This is a genomic window from Paradesulfitobacterium aromaticivorans, assembly GCF_054657415.1.
The window spans coordinates 144,161-169,210 of sequence record NZ_BAAHYT010000011.1; the positions used below are offsets into that span (position 1 = coordinate 144,161).

At 51.7% G+C, this 25,050-nt stretch carries 21 protein-coding genes; all 21 read left to right on the plus strand.

Annotated elements, in window-relative coordinates; translation table 11 throughout:
• The first annotated feature begins 38 nt into the window (after positions 1–38).
• The 21 genes from ACYQ2N_RS17505 to ACYQ2N_RS17605 all read left to right on the plus strand — a co-directional run bounded on the left by ACYQ2N_RS17505 (position 39) and on the right by ACYQ2N_RS17605 (position 25,023).
• Positions 39–1,643 carry a UbiD family decarboxylase gene (locus tag ACYQ2N_RS17505; RefSeq protein ID WP_460000708.1) on the plus strand — a complete coding sequence of 535 codons (1,605 nt, stop codon included), beginning with the start codon at positions 39–41 and terminating at the stop codon, positions 1,641–1,643.
• Positions 1,640–2,869, plus strand: coding sequence for an MFS transporter (locus ACYQ2N_RS17510; RefSeq protein ID WP_460000709.1), 1,230 nt, complete (start codon positions 1,640–1,642; stop codon positions 2,867–2,869). The genes ACYQ2N_RS17505 and ACYQ2N_RS17510 overlap by 4 nt, the downstream gene beginning before the upstream one ends.
• 108 nt (positions 2,870–2,977) lie before the next feature.
• Entirely contained in the window at positions 2,978–3,532 is a 555-nt protein-coding gene (locus tag ACYQ2N_RS17515; RefSeq protein WP_460000710.1) for a cupin domain-containing protein, read from the plus strand.
• 76 nt (positions 3,533–3,608) lie between these two features.
• On the plus strand, positions 3,609–4,166 hold the full coding sequence (locus ACYQ2N_RS17520) for a cupin domain-containing protein (RefSeq protein WP_460000711.1): 558 nt from the start codon (positions 3,609–3,611) through the stop codon (positions 4,164–4,166).
• 13 nt (positions 4,167–4,179) lie between these two features.
• The gene (locus ACYQ2N_RS17525; RefSeq protein ID WP_460000712.1) at positions 4,180–5,247 is read left to right on the plus strand and encodes a Bug family tripartite tricarboxylate transporter substrate binding protein; all 1,068 of its coding nucleotides are present in this window, start codon (positions 4,180–4,182) and stop codon (positions 5,245–5,247) included.
• A gap of 102 nt (positions 5,248–5,349) precedes the next feature.
• Positions 5,350–7,062: a thiamine pyrophosphate-binding protein gene (locus tag ACYQ2N_RS17530; protein ID WP_460000713.1), complete on the plus strand. Its 1,713-nt coding sequence runs from the start codon at positions 5,350–5,352 to the stop codon at positions 7,060–7,062.
• A 47-nt stretch (positions 7,063–7,109) separates the two neighbouring features.
• A complete protein-coding gene (locus ACYQ2N_RS17535) occupies positions 7,110–8,615 on the plus strand; it encodes a tripartite tricarboxylate transporter permease (RefSeq protein WP_460000714.1) in 1,506 nt (501 codons plus the stop codon).
• On the plus strand, positions 8,599–9,225 hold the full coding sequence (locus tag ACYQ2N_RS17540; protein ID WP_460000715.1) for a hypothetical protein: 627 nt from the start codon (positions 8,599–8,601) through the stop codon (positions 9,223–9,225). The genes ACYQ2N_RS17535 and ACYQ2N_RS17540 overlap by 17 nt, the downstream gene beginning before the upstream one ends.
• Before the next feature lie 17 nt (positions 9,226–9,242).
• Positions 9,243–10,502 (plus strand): MFS transporter, encoded by a 1,260-nt coding sequence (locus ACYQ2N_RS17545; protein ID WP_460000716.1) that lies wholly within the window; start codon positions 9,243–9,245, stop codon positions 10,500–10,502.
• Between the two features lie 20 nt (positions 10,503–10,522).
• On the plus strand, positions 10,523–11,212 hold the full coding sequence (locus ACYQ2N_RS17550) for a metal-dependent hydrolase (protein WP_460000717.1): 690 nt from the start codon (positions 10,523–10,525) through the stop codon (positions 11,210–11,212).
• 33 nt (positions 11,213–11,245) lie between these two features.
• Positions 11,246–13,549 (plus strand): xanthine dehydrogenase family protein molybdopterin-binding subunit, encoded by a 2,304-nt coding sequence (locus tag ACYQ2N_RS17555; protein WP_460000718.1) that lies wholly within the window; start codon positions 11,246–11,248, stop codon positions 13,547–13,549.
• Positions 13,546–14,532 (plus strand): FAD binding domain-containing protein, encoded by a 987-nt coding sequence (locus tag ACYQ2N_RS17560; protein WP_460000719.1) that lies wholly within the window; start codon positions 13,546–13,548, stop codon positions 14,530–14,532. Before ACYQ2N_RS17555 ends, ACYQ2N_RS17560 begins: the two co-directional genes overlap by 4 nt.
• A 10-nt stretch (positions 14,533–14,542) precedes the next feature.
• Positions 14,543–15,004, plus strand: coding sequence for a (2Fe-2S)-binding protein (locus tag ACYQ2N_RS17565; protein ID WP_460000720.1), 462 nt, complete (start codon positions 14,543–14,545; stop codon positions 15,002–15,004).
• Between the two features lie 208 nt (positions 15,005–15,212).
• Positions 15,213–15,629, plus strand: coding sequence for a TrmO family methyltransferase domain-containing protein (locus ACYQ2N_RS17570; RefSeq protein ID WP_460000721.1), 417 nt, complete (start codon positions 15,213–15,215; stop codon positions 15,627–15,629).
• Between the two features lie 164 nt (positions 15,630–15,793).
• Positions 15,794–17,227, plus strand: coding sequence for a UbiD family decarboxylase (locus ACYQ2N_RS17575; RefSeq protein ID WP_460000722.1), 1,434 nt, complete (start codon positions 15,794–15,796; stop codon positions 17,225–17,227).
• Between the two features lie 69 nt (positions 17,228–17,296).
• Positions 17,297–18,763, plus strand: coding sequence for a UbiD family decarboxylase (locus ACYQ2N_RS17580; protein ID WP_460000723.1), 1,467 nt, complete (start codon positions 17,297–17,299; stop codon positions 18,761–18,763).
• A gap of 406 nt (positions 18,764–19,169) precedes the next feature.
• Entirely contained in the window at positions 19,170–20,201 is a 1,032-nt protein-coding gene (locus ACYQ2N_RS17585) for a Bug family tripartite tricarboxylate transporter substrate binding protein (RefSeq protein WP_460000724.1), read from the plus strand.
• Positions 20,202–20,294: 93 nt separating this feature from the next.
• A complete protein-coding gene (locus tag ACYQ2N_RS17590; protein WP_460000725.1) occupies positions 20,295–21,794 on the plus strand; it encodes a tripartite tricarboxylate transporter permease in 1,500 nt (499 codons plus the stop codon).
• Positions 21,784–22,320, plus strand: a complete 537-nt coding sequence (locus tag ACYQ2N_RS17595; RefSeq protein ID WP_460000726.1) for a tripartite tricarboxylate transporter TctB family protein — start codon at positions 21,784–21,786, stop codon at positions 22,318–22,320. The genes ACYQ2N_RS17590 and ACYQ2N_RS17595 overlap by 11 nt, the downstream gene beginning before the upstream one ends.
• A gap of 120 nt (positions 22,321–22,440) precedes the next feature.
• Positions 22,441–23,121 (plus strand): class II aldolase/adducin family protein, encoded by a 681-nt coding sequence (locus ACYQ2N_RS17600; protein WP_460000727.1) that lies wholly within the window; start codon positions 22,441–22,443, stop codon positions 23,119–23,121.
• Positions 23,122–23,184: 63 nt separating this feature from the next.
• Complete coding sequence (locus ACYQ2N_RS17605) at positions 23,185–25,023, plus strand: thiamine pyrophosphate-binding protein (protein WP_460000728.1); 1,839 nt, start codon at positions 23,185–23,187, stop codon at positions 25,021–25,023.
• The last annotated feature ends 27 nt before the right edge of the window (positions 25,024–25,050 follow it).

Consider the following 25,050-nt stretch of genomic DNA (forward strand, 5'->3'; position numbering starts at 1 on the left):
GGCGTACATTAAGCGAGAGAAAGGTGGTCTGCAAACACATGCGTCGTTACCACAACTTGTCGGAGCACCTCCGGTATTTGGAGGAAAAGGGTCTGCTGATCAGAGTCAAACGAGAAATTGTTAAAGAGACAGAACTTCACCCCTTGGTGCGCTGGCAATACCGGGGCGGGATTCCCGAGCCGGAGCGCAAAGCCTTCTTTTTTGAAAATGTGATTGATGTTAAAGGCCAAAAATACTCGATTCCGGTAACAGTTGCTGCTTTGGCCGGAAATAGGGATATTTATGCTGCCGGAATGCAGTGCAGCCTGGACGAAGTCGGCGCTGTCTGGAAACGCGCCATGAGTGCACCCATTGCTCCCACGTTAGTGGAGGAAGGGGCGGTTCAGGATGTAGTCTTTATGGGTGGGGATCTGACCCGGGAAGGCGGCGGATTCGATATGTTCCCGGTGCCGATTTCGACGCCCGGCTTTGACAATGCTCCCTATACGACCTGTACGCACTGGATTACGAAGGACCCGGATACAGGCATCCAGAATATGGGTAACTACCGCGGTCATATTAAAGGGCGCAATAAAATTGGAGTGTTCCCCTGTGGCTTAGGCCAGGATATCTTTGTGCACTGGCAGAAGTGCAAGGATAGGGGCATTCCGCTGGAAGCGGCTTTGGTCGTAGGTGCTCCCCCTGTTGTCTCCTATGCGGCAGTGCAGAAAGTCCCGTACGGGCTGGATGAACTGGCCGTAGCCGGCGGTCTGGCCGGAGAATCTCTGGAAGTCGTGAAGTGCAAGACCGTGGATTTGGTCGTCCCCGCTGAAGCGGAAATCGTATTCGAGGGCAAGATCAGAACAGATGTCATGGAGCCGGAAGGTCCGTTCGGGGAATCCCACGGCTACATGCACCCGCGTCAGCTCAATCCGTTCATGGAAATTACTTGTATCACCCACCGCACCAAACCAACCTGGGTTTCCTTTATCAGCCAGGTCACCCCCAGTGAGAGCAGTGTGATCAAGAAAGTTGGGTATGAGCCCTTGTTCCTGGATCATCTCAAAAATTCTCTCAGCATCAAGAGCGTGGTGCGCGTGGCCATGCACGAACCTTTGACGAATCTGCGTAAGCTGGTCGTCATTCAGATGAAAAAACCAAAGGAGGTCGATGTCTGGCGCGCACTTCATGCGGCCGCCGTTTACAATCAGGGGGTCGGCAAGATTGTCATCGCCGTGGATGAGGACATTGATCCGGAGAATATGGACTCTGTCATGTGGGCGATGAGTTACCGCATGAAGCCCCATCAGGATGTCGATATCGTACGCGGCATGGTAAAAGGGCATGCGCCCCCGTTTAGCGGTGCCAGCGACAGCAAGGATGTGGCGATCCATGCAGACCCGGCCAATGAATCTTCCCTGTTGATTAACGCCATCCTGAAAGAACCTTTCCCCCCGGTGTCTTTGCCCAAGCAAGAGTACATGGAACGGGCGAAAGAAATTTGGGAAGAACTCGGTTTACCCTCAGTTAAACCCCAAGCTCCTTGGTTCGGGTATTCTCTGGGCCAGTGGGATGCGGAACTGGAAGAAGAGGCAGATCTGGCGGTACAAGGGGAACATTACAAAACCGGGGACAAATTATCCGGCATGCAGGTAAAAGTGTGAAAAAAGGCATCCGCACCCTCGGGCTGGTTTCATTATCCCACGCAGTCAGTCACGCTTTTTCTGCTTTGATGCCTATTGTTTACCCGCCACTTATGCAGGAGTTGGGCTTCGGCTATGCCCAACTCGGGCTTATGGTAGGTGTAGGGAACACGTTTATGAGCCTGCTGCAGGGAATATATGCGTTCTTGATGCACAGGGTGCGGCGCCGGATTCTTCTAACTATAGGGAATGTCTTGCTTGCTGTAAGCATCGCGCTGATGCCTTTAGTGGGGGGATTTGCAGCCTTTTTTTTCCTTAATGTGCTGGCCCGGATCAGCAACAGCCCCCAGCATCCGGTGGGGAATTCCCTCGTGGCTGAGAACTTCGGCAAGAAAATGAGAGGGACTGCCTTTGCCATTAATTTTGCCGGGGGCAATGCCGGTACCTTGCTGGTGCCGGCCCTGGGCACAGCCGGAGTGGCTATGCTCGGTTGGAGGGCGACCTTAGGCATCTTTGCTGGAGTGGCCTTCATTGTTGGGCTCTCCTCCCTGGCCATCACGGAGGGCCCGTTACCCGCCTCTTCCTCAGAGAATGATAGAGGGGGTATTCCCCAAAAGGATGGGGCAAGTATCCCCCTCAAGGACAAGGAAGGACGAATTCGAAGGGCAGGTCGGGCATGGCTTTCTTCGCTGCAGGACCGCAATGTGCGCCAGGTCGTGCTGGCGGCGATGGTGGCCGCGGGAGGCAGGGGGATCGGGGTCGTTATGGTGTATGTGCCCTTGTACTTGCAGCAGGGACTTCATCTTAACAGCATCAATTACGCCACTTTATTCACGATAATGATGATTGGGAGTGTAGTCGGTCCCCTGCTTGTTGGACGCATCTCCGATAGTGTCGGACGTAAGAAGATGGCCATTGTGACCTATATGCTAGCGGCTCTCGCCACTTTCTCATTGCTGCTGGCTGGAAGGAGCATGGGCTATCTGGTTCTGACTATCAGCTTTCTCGGATTGGTGGTCTATTCCCAAAGCTCGCAGATTCAAGCTCTGCTAGCGGATGTGAGTACGAAAGAAATGCGCGATATGGCCTACAGTGTATTTTTTACAATTAGCTATTTAGCGGGGGCTTTATGGTCTGTCGCCTTGGGGGCAGTCATCGACGGTTTTGGTTTTGCAGGGGCTTTCGGCTTGATGGCGCTGTCCTATATCGCAGGGGCGGCAGCCTTGTTCCCGGTCAAAGCCAGGTAGTTTTACGTTATCTATTGTAGTTTAGTTTTCCTAATTAATGAGCATAAAAACAAGTTATTTGCCTGGATATGTCAGAATATTCGGGATAAATGCTCAAGGAGGGATAATATGGCGGAAGATAAAGAAAATATACAAGCTCACGAGGAATTGAAATGGGAACGCTGGCAGAAGGAGCGCACTTTTGTGCGGGCCTTGAAAGGTGTGTACGGGGAAGTGTACAAACAGCTTTTGGGCCAGCCGCGGGTGTATAAAAGCAAGGATTGGAAGTGGAAGGGCGGTCCCCGCCTGTACGGACGTAAAGTGATTAACCCCCAGAGTGTGGAAATTACCCAAATGATCGAGGCCCATTTGGATGTCTATGCCCCGGGCAGTTTCGGACAAAAACACGGGCACATGAACAGTGCAGTTTTTTACATCTTGGATGGCAAGGGTTATGACGTGCATGATGAAGTGCGCTATGACTGGGAAGCTGGGGATGTGTGCATCGTCGAGAACGCGTGCGTGCACAGGCATTATAATGCAGACCCGGACAAACCGGCCAGCGTCCTGGTCATGAAAGCCAAGCCGCTTTTCCTGTTTGCACACATGATTTACCAGAAAGTGGTTGAATACCCTTCCAAAGATCCTATGCCTGGATTTGAGGATTTCAAGCCTGGGGATTAAGAAATTTTGAAGGGAACAATACCCAAGGATTAACCCGGCGCTTAAGGATTTATTCTGAGTAAAAGGGGGAACGAATATGGACCGTGAGGAAGTTGCCCGTGCTTTGTCCGGGCAGGTAAAGAGTAGTTTTTACAAGGATTCTTTAGCAAAATCAGCGCAGTTCCGCCAAACTTATGCTAGTCAAAAAACGATTGTGAAGGCTGCTAAAATGCCATGGGAGAATAGTCCGCAGGGCAGGATCAAGCACATGGTCAACGAAGAGCTCAATACCAAGGAATACTGCCTGGATATTTACCAACAGTTCCTCGCTGAAGGCGGTCGTTCGGGCAAGCACCGGCATTTAAGCGAGGAAGTGCTCTATGTATTGGAAGGGAAAGGGTATGACCTTCATTGGGATGTGGCGTTTGACTGTGGGGATGCCTATGTTTGGGATTGGCAGCAGGAACCGCAGAAAGTCGAGTGGGAAGAAGGGGATTTCGTCTATATTCCGCCCTATACCACGCACCAGCATTTTAATGCTGACGAGGGAAAACCTGCCCGCTTTGTGTCCGTAACCAGCCGTATCATCAAAGCCATGGGCTTTGACTGGTTTGACCAGTTGGAAAATGCCCCTGAGTATAAGGAAGAGAAATAGGAGGTGCGTTTAGATGCAAAAATGGCGGAAACTGCGCAAAGTAAGTTCGCTTATCCTCTTCGGTCTCCTGGCTGTGGCCCTCACTCTTGCAGGCTGTGGCAAACAAAGCCAGCCAACAGCAGGGGGCAAAACGACTGAAGCTGATGAATTGGCTTTCTACAACGGTAAGACGGTTACTTTTGTGGTGGCGACCAAAGCCGGAGGTGGCTATGACTCTTACGGCCGACTGATTGCCCCTTACTTGCAGAAATATTTGCCGGGGAGCACGGTCATTGTGAAAAATGTGCCGGGAGCGGGTCATATTATCGGGGCCAATGAGATCTACAATGCCAAGCCCGATGGCCTTACCCTGGGTACTTTTAATAAGGGTTTGATCATGAGCCAGATCGCCGGTATGGAGGGAATTAAATTCGACCTCAATAAATTCACCTGGCTGGGGGATGCCTCCACAGAATCGCGGGTGCTGATCGTAGGGAGCAAATCACCCTATAAGAGCATTGATGATCTAAAAAAAGCGGGTGGCGAAATTAAGATGGCCACGGCCGGTGTTGGCAGTGCTTCTCATAATGATGCGTTGATGCTCGCCAATATCTTCGGTTTCAAGGTCAAGCTGATCAGCGGCTATGCAGGGCAGGAAGCTGACCTGGCAATGATGCGGGGCGAGGTAGTAGGCCAGGTTGGTGCTTTTGACAGCATGCGCAACCTGATCGAGAACAAGGAAGCGCGGGCTCTCGTGATTATTGGCAAGGAAAAAATCCTGGAGCTTTCGGACGTACCTCTGCTTAGTGATATAGCCCCTGCGGACAAGAAAGCGTTAACGGAACTGATGAATTCGCAGGCGTGGCTCGCCCGTCCTCTGGCTACCACCCCGGGAATTCCCGCTGCACGGGTAGAGGTTTTGCGCGAGGCTATGAAAAAAGCGCTCACTGATCCGGAGTTACTGCAAAAAGCCAAACAAGCCAATTTACCGGTGACATATGTCACGGCTGAAGAAGTCATTCAGACAGTGAGCACCGCTTTGAACCAACCGCCGGAGATTGTCAACATTGTCAAAGAAGCTGTTACCAATTCGAAGGACTGAAGTTTTTTGAATCTTAAAGTATAAGGATAGCCCGAAATAGTAATCACATTTAGAAATTTTGAAAGTTGATGAGTAACATATTGGGGAAGGGGATTGGAGGACATGGCAGAACGCACAGGGGCAGATATTCTGGTCGAATGCCTGCAGGCGGAAGGAATTAAAGATGTTTTCGGGGTGATCGGCAGCGCCTGTATCGACATTACGGATGCCATTGCCCGCACACCAGGGATGCGCTTTATTCCAACAGCGCACGAACAAGGTGCGGCCTTTGCAGCAGATGGTTATGCGCGGATGACAGGAAAGCCTGCGGTCTGCCTGGTGACTGTGGGACCGGGGGCCACCAATGCCCTGAGCGGGGTGGCCCAGGCCTTCATGGAGTCCTCCCCTGTAATTCTTATCTGTGGGGAAGTAGCCTCGACTGTACGGGGAAAAGGGCGCTCCAACTGGCATGAGATTGACCAGCTCAATGTGTTCAAACCGATCACCAAGGCTGCCGTAAGCTTGGATCGGGTGGAACGGATTCCGGAGCAGATGCGGCAGGCCTTTAGGATCGTCACCTCTGGCCGTCAGGGTCCAGTATACGTAGGAGTGCCCAGGGAAGTGCAGACGGCGCTGAGCGATGTCCCAGTTCCATCCCCAACAGATTTTCGGGCGGCTGCCAGGCCGCGCGGGGACGCTGTCTCTATCATCAAAGCAGCCAATCTCTTGCATAAGGCCAAGAATCCGCTGGTCTTGGCGGGCGGGGGTGTAATTTGGTCAGGAGCACGGGAAGTACTCCTTAAACTAATGGAACTTCTGGCCATTCCGGGGGCTGCCACTCCGTCCCATAAAGGAATAATTCCGGACGATCATCCCCTGGGACTTGGCCAGTTGGGGCATACGGGTTCACCCCCGGCCCAAAGGTATGCCCAAGAGGCGGACCTGATTCTGGCTATTGGGTGTACTTTCTCGGAAACCACAACTGATCGCTATGGGTATCACATTCTGCCACGGGAAGCCCGTATCATTCATATTGATATTGACCCGGAGGAAATAGGGAAAAGTTATCCGGTAGATGTGGGGATAGTGGGGGATGCCCGTGCTGTCCTGGAGGATATTATCCGTGAATTGCACAATCGGGGTCTGGTGCCGCCCAATTTGTCCTTACACGGTCGCGTGCGCAGAATCGCTGAACTGAAGGGTTCGTGGCGGGACCAACTGGCAGCGCTTGCGGCCGAGGGTGAAGGCAAGATCCGGCGCGCTCACGTTATAAAAGCAGTGCGTCAGGCCTTAGAACGCGATGCGATTGTGGTGAGCGAGGCTGGTGGTACTTGTTCCTTTACCCGTTTTGCTTTCGAATGCTACCAACCCTATCTGATTCCGGGAGATTTCTCAGCCATGGGCAGCGGATACTGTATGTCCCTGGGTGCTAAGGTGGCATATCCGGAAAGGCAGGTTCTAAGCATTAGCGGGGACGGAGCGATGATGATGGTTCTGTCCGAGATCTTTACCGCGGTCGAGAATAACATTCCCTCAGTGGCCGTGGTAATTCATAATAATATCTACTCCAACATTAAGCATAAGCAGGAAGTGCTCTTTGACAAGCGTTTCATTGGGGTTGACCATGCTTATCCCAGTCTGGCCCAAGTGGCACGGGACTTCGGTGCCTGGGGGGAGAGCGTGGAGCAGGTGGGCGATCTGCTGCCCACGATCCAAGCGGCTCTTGCCAGCGGCAAATCGGCGATCGTAGAGGTCTTCATAGACCCGAATGACCGTGTCCCTCCTAGTAAGACGTATAAACGCTGGGTTGAAGAAAGACAGATGCCTGTAGTATAGGGACCCCGCCCAAGATCCAGAGTGGGGTCTGGAAGGAGGCATACACATTGTTTGAGGCAAGCTTGCAAGGGTTAGCTCAAGTTTTTGTCTGGCCCAATGTTGGGTTTATGCTCCTCGGTGCAACCATTGGTATGATCGTGGGCTTTATCCCCGGTCTGGGTGGAAATTTTATGCTGGCCATGATGATCCCCTTTGTCTTCGGGATGGATCCCTACGCCGCCTTTGCTCTGCTCTTGGGCGGACACGCCGTAGTCCATACGGGCGGAGCTATTTCTGCGCTCCTGTTCAACACTCCAGGCACCGGGCCTAATGCGGCCACATGCTTTGACGGCTACCCGCTGGTGAAGCAGGGTCAGACCGGGCGGGCCATGGGTATTGCCATGGCGGCATCTGCCTTTGGCGGAGTATTCGGTGCCCTGTTAATGGTATTTATTATTCCGATCGTGCGCCCAATTATTATGGCCTTTGGACCACCGGAATTCTTTATGATGGTTATGGTGGGGGTCGCGGCCTTGGCTTTCCTGGGTGGCAATTCCGTAGCGAAAGGTTTAGCTGTGGGGGCGTTAGGACTGCTGATGTCCATGGTTGGGCAGGATCCATCAACCGGGGTTGTGCGTTATGGTTTTGGCAGTTTGTATTTGTGGGACGGAATCAATCAAGTGTTAGTGGTCATCGGAATCTTCGCCGTCAGTGAGATGCTCGAGCTCGCACAGCAGGGAGGTTCCATCGCCGATACTCACGGTGGTGCTAAAGTAAGTGGGGGGGTGCTGACAGGCATCAAGGATGTGTTCCACCACTGGTGGCTTAATCTGCGTTGTGCAGCGATTGGGGGTATTATTGGGGTCGTGCCGGGGCTCGGGGGAGAGGCTGCCAGCTTTCTGGCTTACGGCCACGCCGTCCAAACGTCTAAAACGCCCGAAAAATTCGGTAGCGGGATGATCGAAGGTCTGATAGCGCCTGAATCAGCGCACAACTCCAAAGAAGGAGGGGCCCTGATTCCCACTGTTGTTTTCGGAGTACCCGGAAGTTCAGGAATGGCAATATTATTAGGGGCCTTTTTGATTCTCGGGTTGGCCCCAGGACCGAAGCTCTTATCTGAACACCTGCCTTTGGTATTCAATATGGCCTGGACGATAGCGATTGCTAATGTGGTCGGGGCCGCTCTCGGCCTGATGTTGGCCAACCAGATGGCGAGGCTGACTTATCTGCGCAGTTCAATCATTGTACCCTTGATCCTGATGTTTGCCGTATTAGGAGCTTATGGCACGCATAATAGCATGGGGGACATTCTGGTCGTATTTGTTTTCGGGATTACGGGTTATTATCTCAAGAAATATCACTACCCGAAGGCACCGCTAATCATGGGTTTGGTCTTAGGTCGTATGGCTGAAGTCAATCTGAATATGGCCTGGGATCTGTATGGGATTTCCTTTATGACTCGGCCAATTACTCTAGTGTTGTTCGTCATTCTCATAGTCACAATCGTTTACCCAATCATCAAGCGTATGCGGGCTTCCCGGAAGGGAGGAAATGTTCATGTCGACGCGATTTAAGGGAGCGGTGATTTTTAATTTCCTTTTCATTTTGGTCTTCGCTGTGGCGATCGTGATAGCCATCGGTTACAATTCACGGGCACGGCTGGCTCCGTTGGTAATTTCGATACCTGGATTAGCCGTTACCGTAGGCCGACTGGTGGTTGAGCTCAAAGGCAAGGATGAGAAGAAAAGCAAGAAGGACGAGAATCAGAAGGACAGAGACGCAGAGACGGCTGAAGCTCAGAAGAGAGACTCCGGAACCGGTGAAGATCGTGAGCAGGATTCGGGAACGGCTAAAGAACAGGAAAGAAAAGATGCTGACACGAATATGACTGAAGCAGGGGACAGCGGGACTGTGTCTGAAGTCGATAAGATCAAGCCTGCGGCCAAATTCTCTGAGTTAAACGCTTTCCTCTGGGTGGGCGGGTTGCTCGTTCTTCTGTTTGTGGTCGGTTTTCTAGCGGCAATCCCAATATACCTTTTCCTTTATCTCAAGGTGCGGTCACAGGAGAAACTCGTGTTTACTATTATCTTTTCCCTGGTGTCCTGGGGAGCGCTCTATTTCTTTTTCGGCATGATTTTGCACATCCCCCTTTATGAAGGGATTATCGCCGAGACTTTCTTTTGATTTAGGGGACGATGACATTGAGGTTAAAGGGTCCGTGGATAGCTCTTCAGCATCGCAATTACCGTTTGCTTTGGTTTGGCAACACCTTCTCCCAGTTGGGTGACCATATGCAGCAAGTGGCCCAGAATTGGCTGGTCTGGCAAATCACAGGCTCAGTGACAGCCCTGGGCCTGGCTGCGTTTATCGGGATTATTCCGCGCCTGGCCTTTGGTTTTTTTGGCGGCCCGTTTGTAGATAAATACAACCGCCGCCGTTTGCTGGGCAGTACGCAGTCAATCGCTTTGTTTTTTTCAATGGCTTTTGCAGTTACAGTGTCACTGGACAGAATCGGTTTTCCGCTAGCTCTTTTCTTCATTTTCACTCTTGAAACCACTCAGATTATTAATCAAACCACACGTCAAGCGTTGCTGCAGGAAATTGTACCCCGGCAAGATATTGCGAGCGCCATCTCCCTTAACGGTACGGGGAATAACTTGGCCCGCATTGTGGGGCCTGCGATAGGCGGAATGCTTATTCCCCTCACCGGTGTTGAGGGACTGATGTATATTAATTCTTTAACTTTTTTGGGCGTGCTCGTGGCTGTGTGGCGCATGCACATACCGGCACAAAAATGGAGGCGCAAGCAGGCAGAAGAGGGTGGATTCCGTGAGCGCCTGTTGGAGGGATATCTGTATATCTGGCGCAACAAAAGCCTGCGCATGCTTATCTACTTAGGGATGGTGTCTGCCCTTCTAATCGTGCCTGTTATCAATTTGCTCCCTGCCTATGTTGACAATATTTTGCACGGCGGTCCCCAATTCTTTGGTTTTCTCATGGCTGCTTTTGGATTCGGAGCTGTACTTGGGGCCATGAACGGGCCCGCAGTCCGGGCTAGCATCGGCGGAGTGGTCACCCTTCTGGCGGCAATGCTGCAGGGGATAGTATTTATCCTCCTTGGATTAACGGCTGCCCCGTCATTGGCCTTGGTTCTGATGTTTACCCTGGGTGCAGCCACGATTATTTATAACAACAGTGTGGTGACTGCGATGCAGTTAACAACCGCTCGGGAATATCTGGGCAGAGTGATGGGGATTTATCTCATGCACAAGGCGGTGACTGCCGCCGGGGCTATGCTGCTTGGAGCGGTGGCAGGTTTTGTAGGGGCAGACCGGGCCTTCATCATCAGCGGGATTCTCTATTTATTTCTGGGTGCCGGGGTCCAGTACGCCAACCGGGATTTGCAGGCCCAAGCCTTAAGCGCCGCCGTGCCGGGCACAGGCAAAGGGCGCAGACAGTAAGGATAGAAAGGAGCAAAAACTTGGCTAAAATCACATTTAACGGACATGCGTGCATAACAATCGAAGATGGGGGTTTCAGGGTTATTATCGATCCGTGGCTGAGTGGCAACCCTGTGGCTAAGCTCAAAGTAAACCAAGTTAACGTCAATGCCGTGCTCGTAACCCACGGGCATTTTGATCACATGACAGATGCGTTGGCTATTGCCAAACAATGTGATGCCCCTATTATCGGAACTGCGGAGCTAGCCGGCTTTTTTGAGGCACAGGGGGCCAAGACCCATGCGATGCATATCGGGGGCAGCCATCAGTTCCCGTTTGGCTGGGTTAAGCTGACTCAGGCTTGGCATGGCTCAGCGGTCATGACGGATCAGGGAACGATTTATACCGGATCACCCTGCGGCTTCCTCGTAAAGTTAGGTGACAAGCTTATTTATCATGCGGGGGACACCGGATTGTTCAGCGACATGAAGCTGATTGGAAGCCTAAATAAAATCGACCTCGCCTTGCTTCCGATCGGGGACAACTACGTGATGGGACCGGATGATGCCGCCGTGGCTGCTGAGTACGTCGCAGCTAAAGTTACCGTGCCGATTCACTATAACACTTTCCCCTTGATCGAACAGAACCCCTCGCGCTTCAAGGATTTAGTAGAAAGCAAACAGGCCAATTCTGTTGTAATCCTTGAACCCGGAGATACCTTTGAATTTTAGCACCAGAATTATTCGGGCAGAAAGGAGGCCACTATGAACCCAAACCAATCTTTCGAAGTAGTAGGTAAGTCCCCGCTCCGTGCGGATGCCAGAGATAAAGTGAGAGGCAAGGGCGTTTACATTGACGATATGAGACTCCCGGGCATGCTCTATGGCAAGGTTTTGCGCAGCCAATATGCCCATGCCCGCATCTTAAGGATTGATACCACTGAGGCGGAGAAATTGCCAGGTGTTAAGGGAATAGTCACCGGTGAGGAACTTCCTTTCTTGCATGGAGAATCTTTCCCCGATGAACCGTTGTTGGCCCGGGGCAAGGTCCGGTACATGGGGGAAGGTGTAGCGGCGGTGGCGGCGGTTGATGAGGAGACTGCGGAAAGGGCCATTGGCCTAATTAGGGTTGAGTACGAGGAACTGCCTGCTCTCTTTGATCCGGTTGAGGCCGCCATACCAGGGGCTGTGCGCATTCATGAAGAGATGGAGTCGTACAAAGGAAAGCCTTTGGTCAAACCGGTTAAAGGCACCAATATCATAAATCACGTCCAGTTCGGGCAAGGGGATGTGAATAAAGGTTTCGCCGAATCTGACCACCTCTTTGAAGACACCTTTACCACCCCGGCCCAGCAGCATTGCAGCATTGAACCCCACGGCTCCATCTGCCAAGTGGACCGAGATGATCATCTCAGCCTGTGGACCAATAATGACTCTCCCTACCGCTGCCGGATCGAGATCGCGGATGCGCTGCATATTCCCATGACCAAAGTGAGAGTGATCAGCGCACCATATGCCGGAGGGAATTTCGGTGGTAAAGGCGGGTTGAAAGCAGAAGCCTGTGCCATTGCCCTCGCTTGGAAAATGAGGAATGTTCCGATCAAAGTGATATATACCCGGGAAGAGGAATTCTGTTCCTCCATCGTACGCCATCCGTCAGTGATTAAGATTAAGACCGGTGTCAAAAATGACGGCACGATTCTTGCCCGCGAAGTCACGACCTACTGGGCCACAGGTGCGTATGCGGAAAAAGGGCCGACAGTTTCCCGCTTTGGCGGAATCTCCTCGGCTGGACCGTATAACATCCCGAATGTTAAAATTGACGGCTATTTGGTTTACACCAACACCCCAGTGGCCGGGGCTATGCGCGGGTACTCCGGACCTCAGACTTCCTGGGCTTATGAATCGCAAATGGATATTATCGCAGATAAACTTGCTCTTGACCCCTTGGAACTCAGACTGCGCCATGCCTATGAAGACGGGGATATTCATACCACGACCGGACAAACCATTCATGCAGAAGGCTTGAAAAAATGTCTGCAGGAAGTTGCATCCAAGATGGAGTGGAACAGCAAATCCTTAGGTCCGAATCAGGGTCGGGGGATAGCCTGCATGGAGCGTGCTGTCAAGACTCCTTTTGGCTCGGCGGCGTTTGTCAAGATTAATGAGGATGGGACTGTTGATATCCTCAGCAGCACCACGGAAGTGGGCCAGGGCTCTGAGACGATTCTCCGGCAAATTGTGGCGGAAGAACTGGGTGTCCCGTTAAATACGGTCAGAAAAGCGACTCCCGATACCGCTTATACTCCGTATGATGCTTCCACCACGTCTAGCCGTTCCACATTCCACATGGGCAACGCCGTTAAAATGGCAGCCGCAGATGCGAGGCAGCAAATCCTGCAACTTGCGGGCAAGCTGCTCTCTGCGGACCCGACTAATCTAATGCTCACGGAAGGCAAAGTCTCGGTTAAGGAAAATCCGGAGAAGGTCATGCCGGTGGCTGCAGTGTTGGGCAAGAGCTACGGTTCCAGTGGCACCGTGCTTGGCCGGGGCTACTATTTCCCGGAGATGCCGGAAGGGCAGGAAACGTATTTTTCTTCCCAAGTGGTCTTTTGGCTCTTGGGAACTCATGGGATCGAGGTGGAAGTGGACCGCAAGACCGGCGAGGTCAAGATCTTAAAAGTATTTGCTGCCCATGACGCCGGGAAAGCCATTCACCCGGACAACTGCAAAGGACAGATCCTGGGGGGCGTGTCCATGGGCTTGGGATACGCAGCCTATGAAAACTATGAATTTAAGGAAGGCAATGTCCTCAATCCGTCATTTCTTAGTTACAAATTGCCTACTGCCGTGGATATGCCCGAAGTGGAGCCGATCATTATCGAACAGGAGCATCAAGACGGCCCCTATGGCGCCAAAGGAGTGGGGGAAACGACCAATGTACCGCTACCCCCGGCCTTGGCCAATGCTATTTATGATGCCGTCGGCATCCGAATCAAGAGCCTGCCCATTACTCCGGACAAGATACTGGCGGCTTTACAGGAAAAAGGGGAGGGGGAGAATAAATGAAACTGCCGGAGTTTAATTATATTGCCCCACGATCCCTTGCGGAAGCATGCAGCATTTTGGAGGAAATGGGCGGAAAGGCTGTGGCAATTGCCGGAGGGACAGACTTGATGCAGCCCCTTAAGGAAAGTCTCAAGCGTCCGGAATATCTCGTTGACCTAAGGGGTATACCCGGGCTTGATGGGATTCGTTACGACACGAAAGAGGGACTTACCCTTGGAGCGATGGTTTCTCTAAGGCATTTAGCCGCAAGCAAGGTCGTCAAACAGACTTACCCGGTTCTGGCCCAGGCTGCTTTGGAAGTGGCCACAGCTCAAATCCAGGCCATGGGGACTGTGGGTGGGAATCTCTGTCAGGACAGTCTTTGCCTTTATTACAATCGGTCGGCCTTATCGAAAAAAGGGTTGGAACTCTGCTTGAAAGCAGGAGGGGATGTTTGCCATACGGTCAAAGGGAGCACAAAATGCTGGGCCACGTTCTGTAGTGATTTAGCACCCGTGCTTCTAGCCCTGGGAGCAAAGATTAAGATAGAGGATAGTCAAGGACAGCGCATCATGCCCCTGTCAGACTTATATTCCGGTCACGGCCGACGCCCCCTTACCCTTAAACCCGGACAATTGCTCACCCACATTATGATTCCTCCGGTGTTTATCTCCGACGGAGCGGCCTATCTCAAGCTGCGCGTGCGCAAAAGCATAGATTATCCGGCTTTGGGCGTAGCGGTCAGCGTCAGGGCAGCAGGTGCAGGGCAGAAAATTGGGGTAGCGCTTACGGGAGTGGAGAAAAAACCTCTGCTCATTGAAAAAGACATGGCACAAGGGCACAAAATTGGCGAGGAAGAAATTAACGAATTGGCAGAACAGGCTTATGCTGAGGCCCATCCCCTTAACAATTTACGCGATTTTACTCCGAAGTACCGTAAAGAAATGGTTAGAATTTATGTGAGGTCAGCTATGCAGCAAGCTCTGCACTTGGCCGGACAGTAGGAGGTGCCACATGGAAAAAATCACTCTCAACGTAAACGGGGACAGTCATGAACTAAATATCGAAGTGAATCAGACTTTACTCGATGTCTTACGGGACCAACTGGGCTTGTTTGGCACGAAGAAAGGGTGTGATTCGGGAGCCTGCGGGGCATGCACGGTTATTATCGATGGGGAACCCGCCTTAAGTTGTATGACCTTGGCCATTCGCTGCCAAGGTCAGGAAATTATTACGATTGAAGGGTTATCAAAGGAAGGGGAACTGCATCCGTTGCAGGAATCGGCGATTGAGCACGGTGCCGTGCAGTGCGGCTTTTGCACCCCAGGTTGGCTGTTGTCAGCCAAGGCTCTATTGGATGAGAACCCGGCTCCTTCGCGCCAGGAAGTCCAGGCCGCGATCGCCGGCAATCTCTGCCGTTGTACCGGATATAAGCAGATCGAAGATTCGATAATCGCGATCGCTAATCAGAAGTGAGAAGCGGGAAGCCAGAGGTCAGAAGTCAGAAGTCAGAAGTCGGAAGTTTAGAGGTGGGAGAGGCTGTCGGGGCTGGAAATTGAGTGTTTGCCTGAGTGAAACAGAAATTTGAGGCAGGGATTGGGGGTGAAAAGTTGGGATAATACTTGCGCCAATTGGCACTGTTCGTTCCCCTATCACAGACTTCAAGCGGGAAGCTTGGGGAGAAGTGGTATCTAAGATTCATCTTAAAGAAGAAATGACAGTTGGCCTTAAGGGGCTGAACGAATTTAAACATGTAATCGTTGTATTCTATATGCACCAGGCAGAGTTTACACCGGAGCACGATTTAGTGCGCAGGCCGCGCGGCCGTTCTGATATGCCGGAGATTGGCGTGTTTGCTTCGCGTACGAAACAGAGACCCAATCCGCTGGGGATAAGTACGGCTAAACTAATTAAAGTTGAGGGCAGCACCTTAACCGTAAGTAACTATTATTTAAAAATAGGCAAGGCAGCTTGCCCAAAGGCTTTTAGGAGAGAAAAGTGTTCAGGTTATGAAAGCGAAAAATGTAGAATGAATGTACGCAGCCGCATTTGCCAGGTTATTGTTCGGGTAATGAAACCCAATGTTTCAGTAGTGAAATAGGATCAATGCTCTTGAGTTAGCCGGTTTGCACCGAAGTGCGGGTCGGCTTTACCTTTTGCTTGTTAATACTGACAACTCGGAGCCTAAAGTGAGCAGTTCACATGAAAAAACTCGTATTTGGTACAACTATTGCTTATTTCTGAGAGAGGGAGGGAGGGAATGAAATGCCATATAAGGATTTACGTGAATACCTGCAGGCACTTGAGCAAAATGGCCTGCTTCACCGTGTCTCCAAGGAAGTGGATAAGGACTGGGAGGTAGCGGCTGCTGCCCGGGTGTTGTTCCAAAAGGTGCCCTCTGCGCGCCGTCCGGCAATCATTTTCGATAAGGTAAAGGGATTTAACATTCCGGTAGTGGCTGGAGTCTTGGGGGCGTCCCGGGCGGTATACGCTCTGGCCTTGGAGACAGAAGTAAACAACATTAGTAGGCGTTGGACGGAAGCTCAGAATAATCCGGTCGAGCCTGTTTTAGTGGAGACCGGTCCATGCAAGGAAAACATTCTGACCGGGGATAGCATTGATATGCTTAAATTTCCGGTGCCGGTGTGGACGGTGGGGGAAGACCCAAGTCCGTACTTGACGTCTCCGTACGTTGTGACCAAGGACCCGGAAACAGGGGTAATCAATGTCGGGACTTATCGCGTTCAGGTTAAAGCTTCCGATCGCGTCGGCTGTATGATGAACTTCCACCAACATGGGCGGCGGAATGTGGATATGCATAATCGTTTAGGAAAGCCAACCCCGGTAGCGATTGTCCTCGGGACTGACCCGACCATAGGCTTGTGTTCGGTTGCCCGCATTATGTATGGCGTCAGTGAATACGCGATCGCCGGTGGTTTGCGTGGCAAGCCGGTAGAACTGGTGAGGTGCGAAACATCTGATCTCGAAGTTCCGGCTACGGCCGAGATCGTGATCGAAGGAGAAATTGAGGCGAATACCCTCGTGCATGAAGGGCCGTTTGGTGAATACACCGGGTACATGGGACCAGATGGGGATGCGTATGAGATTAAGATTAAGGCTATTACCTACCGTAACAATCCCGTTTATCAGGCGTTTATCAGCCAGATGCCGCCGAGCGAGAGCAGTTTGATCCGCAGTGTAGGTCGGGAAGCCGGTCTATTCAAGGGCTTGAAAGAAGATCTGCATTTACCGGTGCAGGGCGTACGCTTAAAGGAAAGTGGCGGGGCCGCCGCTTACTTGGTGATTTCTGTTAAAAAGGAAGGTTCCGTAGGCTTGACCAAACAAGTGGCTTGGGGCGCGTGGGCCATTGATCCCACCTTGGGGAAATTCACGGTGATTGTCGATGATGACATTGATATCTGGGATGATTTTGCAGTTGACTGGGCGATGTCTTTCCGGGTTCAGCCTGCCAAAGATTGTATGATTGTGCCGGACACTGCGTCCGTGCGTCTTGATCCGTCGACAGCTCCGGCAGACGAACCGCAGCTCACCCATAAACGGGCTAGCGGATCCAAAATTTTGATCGATGCCACCAAGAAACATAGCTATCCGCCATTGGCTATCCCACCGCTGGAACACCGCGAACGGGTAATGGCTGCTGCTGATCTCTATGGATTTAAGGACTTAATACAAAACTAATTTACGCATCGCGATTTCCCAGATGAAGGGAAGTCTTAAAATTCAAATAAAGGAAAGGAGCTTGCAGGGATGACGGAAACCGCAAAAAACGACATCAAGAGTGAGATAACGTATCAGGACTTACGGGAGTGGATTGAACAGGCTAAAAAGCTGGAAGAACTAAAGGTTGTGGAGGGAGCCACGTGGGAGCAGGATATCGGGATGGCTACGGAAATGTTGCACCATTCCTCCCCTTCACCGGCAGTTGTCTTTGACAAGATTCCAGGAGTAGAACCCGGGTATCGGGTCATTACCAATACTTTTGGCGACAAACGCATGAACATGACGTTCGGCTTTCCGACCACTATGAGTAAGGTGGAACTAAGTGTTGCCTTAAATGACAGGATGAAGAGTCTGACACCGATCCCCAATAAAGTGGTAGAAAACGGGCCGGTCATGGAAAATGTCTTGATGGGGGACGACATTAATATTCTGAAATTTCCAACTCCTCTCTGGCATGAACATGACGGTGGTCGCTATATTGGCACCGGAAGTTATGACATTACGATTGACCCTGATGAAAACTGGGTCAACCTTGGTACTTACCGGGTGATGGTACACGATGAGAAGCATTTGGGCTTCTACATTTCCCCTGGCAAACATGGACGGATTCACCGGGATAAGTTTTTTGCCCGCAATCAGCCTTGCCCGGTTGCTGTAGTGGTGGGGGGTGATCCCCTGCTTTACCTGATGGCCTGTAATGAGGTGCCCTATGGAACGAGTGAGTATGAACTGGCCGGGGCCCTGCGTGGCAAGCCATACGAAGTAATCGAAGGGAGGGTGACCGGTCTGCCCATCCCGGCCAACGCCGAGATTGTCCTGGAGGGATTTGCCTATCCCAGCGTGCAAAAGATGGAGGGACCGTTCGGGGAGTGGACCGGTTATTATGCCAGCGGGGAACGCGAGGAGCCGGTGATTGAAGTAAAAGCGATCTATCACCGCAACAACCCGATTATTTTGGGCAGCCCGCCTAACCGTCCCCCGGATGAATTGGTGCGTTATCGCTCCATCGTGCGCTCCGGTCTCTTGAAAGAAGAGTTGGAAAAGGCCGGGGTTCCGGATATCGTTGGGGCTTGGGCGCATGAGGTTGGCGGGGTGCGGATGTTCGTGGCCGTGTCAATTAAGCAGCGCTACCCTGGCCACGCCCGCCAGGCCGGACACATCGCCGCCATGTGCCACGTGGGGGCGTACGCAGGCAAATATATTGTAGTGGTTGATGAAGACATAGATCCTTCGGACTTGGGGGCGGTGATCTGGGCCATGTCCACCCGTTCCGACCCCGCGGAGTCAATTGATATCATCAAGCGGGCTTGGAGCACGCCGCTTGATCCCCGCATATCTCCTGAACAAAAAGTCCAAGGAAATCACACGAATTCCCGGGCCGTTATCGATGCCACCAGACCGTGGGAGTGGCGGGAGGAATTTCCGCGGGTGAATTACCCAAGCCCCGAACTGGCTAAATTAGCCCGTGAGAAATTCGGATACTTACTGGGCTAGGATGTTAGTTAATTTCCCCTAAATTGCGTTCGAATTTCCCACTCAATCCTGAGTATTCTTTGGAGTCAGTCTCTTCCGGCGAACACTCCACCGGACTGTTCGTCTACAGCGTAAAAAAAGGAATGTGCTTTGTTTGACTGCGGGCAGCCGCCAAAGCGTTAAAGAATAACGTAACCGCGTGTTGTGTCATCGTGACACACGCGGCGTTAGTCCCTCCATGGACTAACGTGTTGATGGCGTCTGCTTTTCCACACTCAAAGTCGCACCTTGATTCATCGCTGCGAAGGGATTCGCTTGGAAATATCGAACGCTGTAGGACTCATTTAGGTCAATCAAGTAACTTTTGTCGGGTCAGTCCGATAAAAATAGGGTCTTAGACATTAAATTAGAGTGAGGGGGGTATAAAATGTTCACCTCAAGAAGGTTCCGGAAAAACACAGCAGTGGCGGTTTTACTTATTCTAATACTCTTGCTGGTTGCCGGATGTGGCAGTACCACTGCTAATAAAGACAACAAAGATACCGCGGGCACGGCGGGAAAAACCGTTGATTTTCCTACGAAGGATATTACCTTCATTGTGCCGGTTTCCCCGGGCGGGGGGTATGACACGTATTCCCGTCTTTTGGCCCAGTATATGCCGAAGTACCTGCCAAAACCTGTAAATATTATCGTTAAAAATGTCCCGGGCGGAGAATGGAATATTGGCATCGGAGAACTTGACCGTGCGAAACCGGACGGCTACACCATAGGCATCTTCAATATTCCCGGCAATGTGGTCAATCAGATCATGGGTACAAACTATGATTTGAACAAAATGACCTGGATCGGCCGGGTCACAGACACGGTTTATGTGGGCGCGCTTTCGCCCAAATCCAAGTTTAAGAGCCTCGAGGACATGAAAAAAGCCGACGAAGTAAAAGTGGGAGTAGTCGGGCTTTCCTCCACGGCGGGCTTGGGATCATTAATTGCCTTGCAGGAAATGGGGATTAAGGCCAAGTATGTTACGCATCCCGGGAGCTCAGAGGCTGTGATGGCTGCAATCCGTGGAGATGTGGATTATGTCCAGTATCCTTATCCCACTTTGAAAAAATTTGTAGTAGATTCACAGCAATTAAATCCAATCGTCATTTTCTACCCGGAGCGCCATAAAGCACTTCCTGATGTTCCTACCATTAAAGAAGTAGGGTACAGCCAACTCTTGAATGTGGTCAAAGCGGATTATCTGGTAGGTGGGACGCCGGGAATTCCACCCGAAGTAGCCAAAATTCTGCGGGATGCTTTCCAGCAGACGATGAAAGACCCCGACGTCATAAAGAAAATGGATGAATTCGGGCAGCCGGCCCATCCGGCCACAGATCAAGAGGCTGCGAAGATTATCGAAGATTCCCTCAAGATATTTGCCAAGTATAAGGATTTGGTTGCGGAACATCAGAAGTAGTTTTCCCCTCCTCAATTTAGGTGAGCCGGAATGTCCTTCCGGCTCCTCTTGTTCCTCCGTTTCCTAAGGTTTGTATAGTGGGAGGTTATGTGTATGGTCGATATATTACAAGGCTTAGCGGAATTTCTGGCCTGGCCCAGCCCGTTATTCATGGCCCTGGGCGCACTATTGGGCATGCTCTTTGGCTTTATCCCGGGCTTGGGGGGTGCCCAGGCTCTGGCCCTCTTAACTCCGGTAACCTTTGGCATGCCGTCCAATCAGGCGATGGCCATGATGATTGGGGCCATGGGTGCCGTTCCCTTTGGTGGTTCAATCAGTGCGATTCTGATCAATACCCCGGGCACACCCCAGAATGCAGCGACAACATTCGACGGGTTCCCTTTGACCAAGCAGGGGAAAGCAGGCTATGCCCTCGGTGCCAGTGCCAGCTCCTCTGTGATGGGTGCCCTGTTCGGGGTCATCGTCTTAGCTGTCCTTATTCCTCTGGGCAAGCCGGTGGTCTTGGCTTTTTCCTACCCGGAATATTTTATGATGGCCTTGATGGGGATTTCAGTCATTGCGGTGGTCTCACTGGGCTCGATCTGGAAGGGCCTGGCAGCCGGGGTTTTGGGGCTGATGCTCTCCACCATCGGCTATGATCCGGTCACAGGCTCAGTAAGATTTTCCCTGGGGATTGACTACTTGTACGATGGTATTAAGATAGTCCCAGCCCTGATCGGACTTTTCGCTATTTCTGAAAGCCTGGAAATGATGATTAAGGGCAAAGAGCTGAATGCCGGCAGCAAAGCGATAGGTAATGTCGGCAGTGGAGTCTGGGAAGGGATTATGGCAACTTTTAAGCACCGGTGGCTGTTTATCCGCTGTTCGATCATCGGAGTAATTATCGGGATCATTCCGGGTGTTGGCGGTTCGGTTTCTAATTTTCTGGCTTATGGGCACGCTGTGCAAACGACCAAGGACAATCCCCATTTCGGTCAGGGAGATGTCAGGGGTGTAATTGCTCCTCAGGCATCAGATACCGCCAAAGATGGGGGCGCGATGGTGCCGACCATCCTCTTTGGAATTCCGGGAAGCGTTGAAACAGCCGTTCTCTTGGGCGCTTTGATTTTACATGGCCTGCAGCCTGGGCCCAAGCTGCTCTTGGATAATCCGACGATTGTCTATGTCATGATTTTTGCTTTAGTGGCCAGCAATGTCCTGGCCGGGATACTTGGAATTCTGGGAGCTAGGTATTTGGCAAAGCTGACATTTCTTCCTGTCAAGCTGATCGCGCCCGTAATTTTCGCCTTGGCGTTAATGGGTGCCTATGCCACTAACGGGATCCTGGATGATGTGATATTGGCTCTGGTGTTCGGGGTGATCGGATACTTCATGAATAAATTCGGCTTTACCAGAGTGCCGTTGGTCATTGCTCTGGTGCTGGGCACCATGCTGCAGCAGACCTATCACCAAACTATTATCAGCATGGGTTGGCAAGGTTTCTTTATGCGACCGATTTCCCTGGGAATATTTTTAGTCACTGTCGTGATGCTGGTTGTGCCTTTCATCAAAGCGCGCCGAGCGCGTAAGGAGGGTGTAAGGTATGAAGCTTAAGGGTAATGCCATTTTCGAGCTCTTCTTATTGGTGCTCAGTGTGGCTATGTTCTTCGTATCCTGGAGTTATAATCCCCGTGCCCGCTTTATTCCCGAGATTCTTAGTGTTGTGATGTTTATTCTGGCAATGCTGCTTCTATTAGGTGAGAATGTGCCGTCTTTGCAGAAACGGATGGGCTTCATGCGGCAGAAAGGATTTTTTACAAATACCGGATCTGCAGGGAAGATTTCTGAGCAGGACCAGGGCGCAGTGACAGATAGTGGTACGGAAAAGGAGACGGAGCCTGTCTCCGAAAGTGACGCTTCTCTTAAGGAAAACTTAAAGTTAGTACGGCTGCTTCTCTGGCTGATTGCTTTTGTAGTAATGCTCCGTTTTGTAAGCTATCTAATTACGGTGCCGGTGTGGCTGCTTCTGTTTATCAAGGCTGAAGGGGAACGGTCTTGGCGTCAGTCAGCCCTGGTGGCAGTAGGTATGGGGATATTTGATTATGTGCTTTTCACTGTACTTTTACGGGCTACGTTCTAGCCAGTTTGAGATATCTTTGACAACTTTCGCAGGTATCTTTGCGCTTTGGCTCACTTTAGGATGTTCGCTTAATATTTATCTGATATCCGTAGATACTTTGATGTAGAGAGGGGTAGGGTGATGGACGAAAGCCTGCTGCGCCAGGAAGTGGCTACCTGTATCTGCTTGTTGGAAGGTACAGGACTGATGGATTTCAGTGGCCATGTCAGCGCCAGGATTCCAGGTACAGATGAGCTATTTATTAATTCCCGGGACCAGGGCAGATCCAGTATTAAACCGGGAGATCTCTTGAAATTAAACCTTGATGGGGATGTAATCGAGGGTAAAGGACGTCCGCCCGTTGAAGTGGCGATTCATGCCGCTGTTTATCGTGCGCGCCCGGAGGTGCTGGCCGTGGGTCATATCCACCCGTTTCATACCGTCGCGCTCAGTTCCGCCAACAAAGAGTATGTTCCAGTAATTTATCATGGGGCCATCTTCGGCTCGAGGGTTCCTTTCTATGATGACTGCCGCCATGTGAACAGCAAGGAGCGCGGTGAGGCGATGGCAGCCGTCTTAGGCCCCGGAAAAGCAGTGATTATCAGAGGGCATGGGGCGACCTTGGCGGCCGAGAGTGTAAAGGGAGTATTTCTGGCAGCGGTTTACCTCGAGGACAATGCAGAACATCTGGTACACGCATACAGCATGGGAGAACCCAGGGTTCTGTCCGCAGAGGAGTTGGCCGAAGGGCCCCGCATCTGGACGGAACTGCAGTTCAACAAGGTATGGAATTATTATCTTGATAAGACGGGAGTCATTTAGACTCCAACCTATGCACCAAAGCGTTTTTCGGGATAGGCAGCTGATTTAGGAGGGCTGAAGGGAATGAATGGCGTAGATCCAAACGGCAATCGGTATGGCTCAGACCTGATCGTAGAGCACCTAAGCCAAATGGGCATTGACTATGTTGCTTTTAATCCGGGAGCGACCTTCAGGGGCATTCATGACTCCCTGGTAAGCCGCCAAGGGACGGGTGGCCCACAGATTATTGAATGTCTCCATGAGGAGATTTCAGTCGCGATTGCGCACGGCTATGCCAAAGCCTCCGGCAAGCCTATGGCTGTTCTTACCCATAATATCGTAGGGTTAATGCATGCAAGTATGGCAATATTTAATGCCTGGTGTGACCGGGTACCGATGTTGGTGCTGGGGGGAACCGGGCCCATGGATACTTCCAGCAGACGACCAGGCATAGACTGGATTCACACGGCTTTAGTCCAGGGTAATCTGGTAAGGGACTATGTCAAATGGGATGATCAACCCTATAGCCTGGCCGGAGTGAAGGAATCGCTCCTACGCGGTCGCCACATTAGTGTGGCTGAGCCGCAGGGGCCGGTTTATATTTGTTTTGATGTTGGGATCCAGGAGCAGGAAGTGAGTGGGGTTCTTGATCCGGAAGCGGGAGTATTGGCACCGGAAGTGGGAGTGACGGCAGCTACGGGAGTCACAGCAGTGGCGGGAGTGACAGTGCCTCCCCAGATTCCGGGGCAGGTTTTGCAGGAGATCGCCCGCCTGTTAGTGGGAGCAAGCAATCCGGTGGCAATCGCAGATCAGGTAGGACGCCATTCTGAGGCTTTTGAAGCGCTCATCCAATTAGCCGAACTTCTCATTATGCCGGTAATTGAACCACAAAAACGAGTGAGTTCGCTTAATTTCCCCACCGAGCACGAGCTGAATCTGAGCGGACTTAATACTCAAGTTTTGCAAAAGGCAGATTTGGTATTGGCATTAGAAGTTGATGATCTTTATGGTGTTCTGCACGAAGGTAAAGGCTCCCAGACAACCGGGTCAGTATTGATACCTTCGGGTGCCAAAATAATCAGCATTGGGCTTAAGGAGATGCAAAAGAACAGTTGGGTCCAGGGCTATCAACGATTCCAGCCGGTGGATATGGTTGTAAGTGCCTCTGTAAGTCAGGCTTTGCCCGCCTTGGTCGGAGCTTGCCGGGATTTAACCGAAGAAAAGAAAGAGAAAATCGGGCGCGAAGAAGGGTGGCGGCTAGAGAAACGGGGACGGTTGGCTGAGATCCATCGTTCTCTGAGGGACGGCTGGCTGATGACGGCACAGGGGGATGGCCACAGGGATCATATCACCAGAGCTTTCTTGGCTTTACAGGTCGGGGAGATCCTTAAGCAAGAGGATTATGTACTAGCAAATGGCTCTTTGAAGGGTTGGGTGCAGCGGTTGTGGGAACTACGGCAGCCGCACCAGTGGTTGGGAGGGAGTGGGGGCGCGGGGTTGGGCTATGGGGTGGGCGCTACCTTAGGATCAGCTTTGGCTTACAGGGGCAGAGACACTATCATTGTGGATTTGCAGGCTGACGGAGATTTCTTGTTTACCCCTTCAGCTTTGTGGACGGCTGCCCATTATAAGCTGCCGGTGCTGATCATTATGGATAATAACCGGGGCTATTATAATTCCGTTGATCACCAAAGCAAGGTAGCAGCAAGGAGGGGCCGCTCCCAGCATAATGCTGCTATCGGTACTCTGCTTGAAGATCCACAGGTAGATTTTGCTGCGTTAGCCCGCTCCTTTGGGGTATATGCAGAGGGACCTGTAACCGATCCAGCCCAACTTGCGCCTGCCTTAGAACGAGTTCTTCAGGTGGTGAAAGCCCAAAAGCGTCCTGTCTTGCTGGATACGGTTACCCGCGGGAATATTTAAATGCGTGTGCCTGGCACTTGGGGTAAA

Bases quoted from the DNA above. Each gene is read 5' to 3' on its own strand.
- ACYQ2N_RS17605 (WP_460000728.1), top strand. From the start codon at position 23,185: ATGAATGGCGTAGATCCAAACGGCAATCGGTATGGCTCAGACCTGATC.
- ACYQ2N_RS17590 (WP_460000725.1), top strand. From the start codon at position 20,295: ATGGTCGATATATTACAAGGCTTAGCGGAATTTCTGGCCTGGCCCAGC.
- ACYQ2N_RS17540 (WP_460000715.1), top strand. From the start codon at position 8,599: ATGTCGACGCGATTTAAGGGAGCGGTGATTTTTAATTTCCTTTTCATT.
- ACYQ2N_RS17555 (WP_460000718.1), top strand. From the start codon at position 11,246: ATGAACCCAAACCAATCTTTCGAAGTAGTAGGTAAGTCCCCGCTCCGT.
- ACYQ2N_RS17560 (WP_460000719.1), top strand. From the start codon at position 13,546: ATGAAACTGCCGGAGTTTAATTATATTGCCCCACGATCCCTTGCGGAA.
- ACYQ2N_RS17515 (WP_460000710.1), top strand. From the start codon at position 2,978: ATGGCGGAAGATAAAGAAAATATACAAGCTCACGAGGAATTGAAATGG.
- ACYQ2N_RS17585 (WP_460000724.1), top strand. From the start codon at position 19,170: ATGTTCACCTCAAGAAGGTTCCGGAAAAACACAGCAGTGGCGGTTTTA.
- ACYQ2N_RS17575 (WP_460000722.1), top strand. From the start codon at position 15,794: ATGCCATATAAGGATTTACGTGAATACCTGCAGGCACTTGAGCAAAAT.
- ACYQ2N_RS17600 (WP_460000727.1), top strand. From the start codon at position 22,441: ATGGACGAAAGCCTGCTGCGCCAGGAAGTGGCTACCTGTATCTGCTTG.
- ACYQ2N_RS17525 (WP_460000712.1), top strand. From the start codon at position 4,180: ATGCAAAAATGGCGGAAACTGCGCAAAGTAAGTTCGCTTATCCTCTTC.
- ACYQ2N_RS17595 (WP_460000726.1), top strand. From the start codon at position 21,784: ATGAAGCTTAAGGGTAATGCCATTTTCGAGCTCTTCTTATTGGTGCTC.
- ACYQ2N_RS17565 (WP_460000720.1), top strand. From the start codon at position 14,543: ATGGAAAAAATCACTCTCAACGTAAACGGGGACAGTCATGAACTAAAT.
- ACYQ2N_RS17580 (WP_460000723.1), top strand. From the start codon at position 17,297: ATGACGGAAACCGCAAAAAACGACATCAAGAGTGAGATAACGTATCAG.
- ACYQ2N_RS17530 (WP_460000713.1), top strand. From the start codon at position 5,350: ATGGCAGAACGCACAGGGGCAGATATTCTGGTCGAATGCCTGCAGGCG.
- ACYQ2N_RS17520 (WP_460000711.1), top strand. From the start codon at position 3,609: ATGGACCGTGAGGAAGTTGCCCGTGCTTTGTCCGGGCAGGTAAAGAGT.
- ACYQ2N_RS17505 (WP_460000708.1), top strand. From the start codon at position 39: ATGCGTCGTTACCACAACTTGTCGGAGCACCTCCGGTATTTGGAGGAA.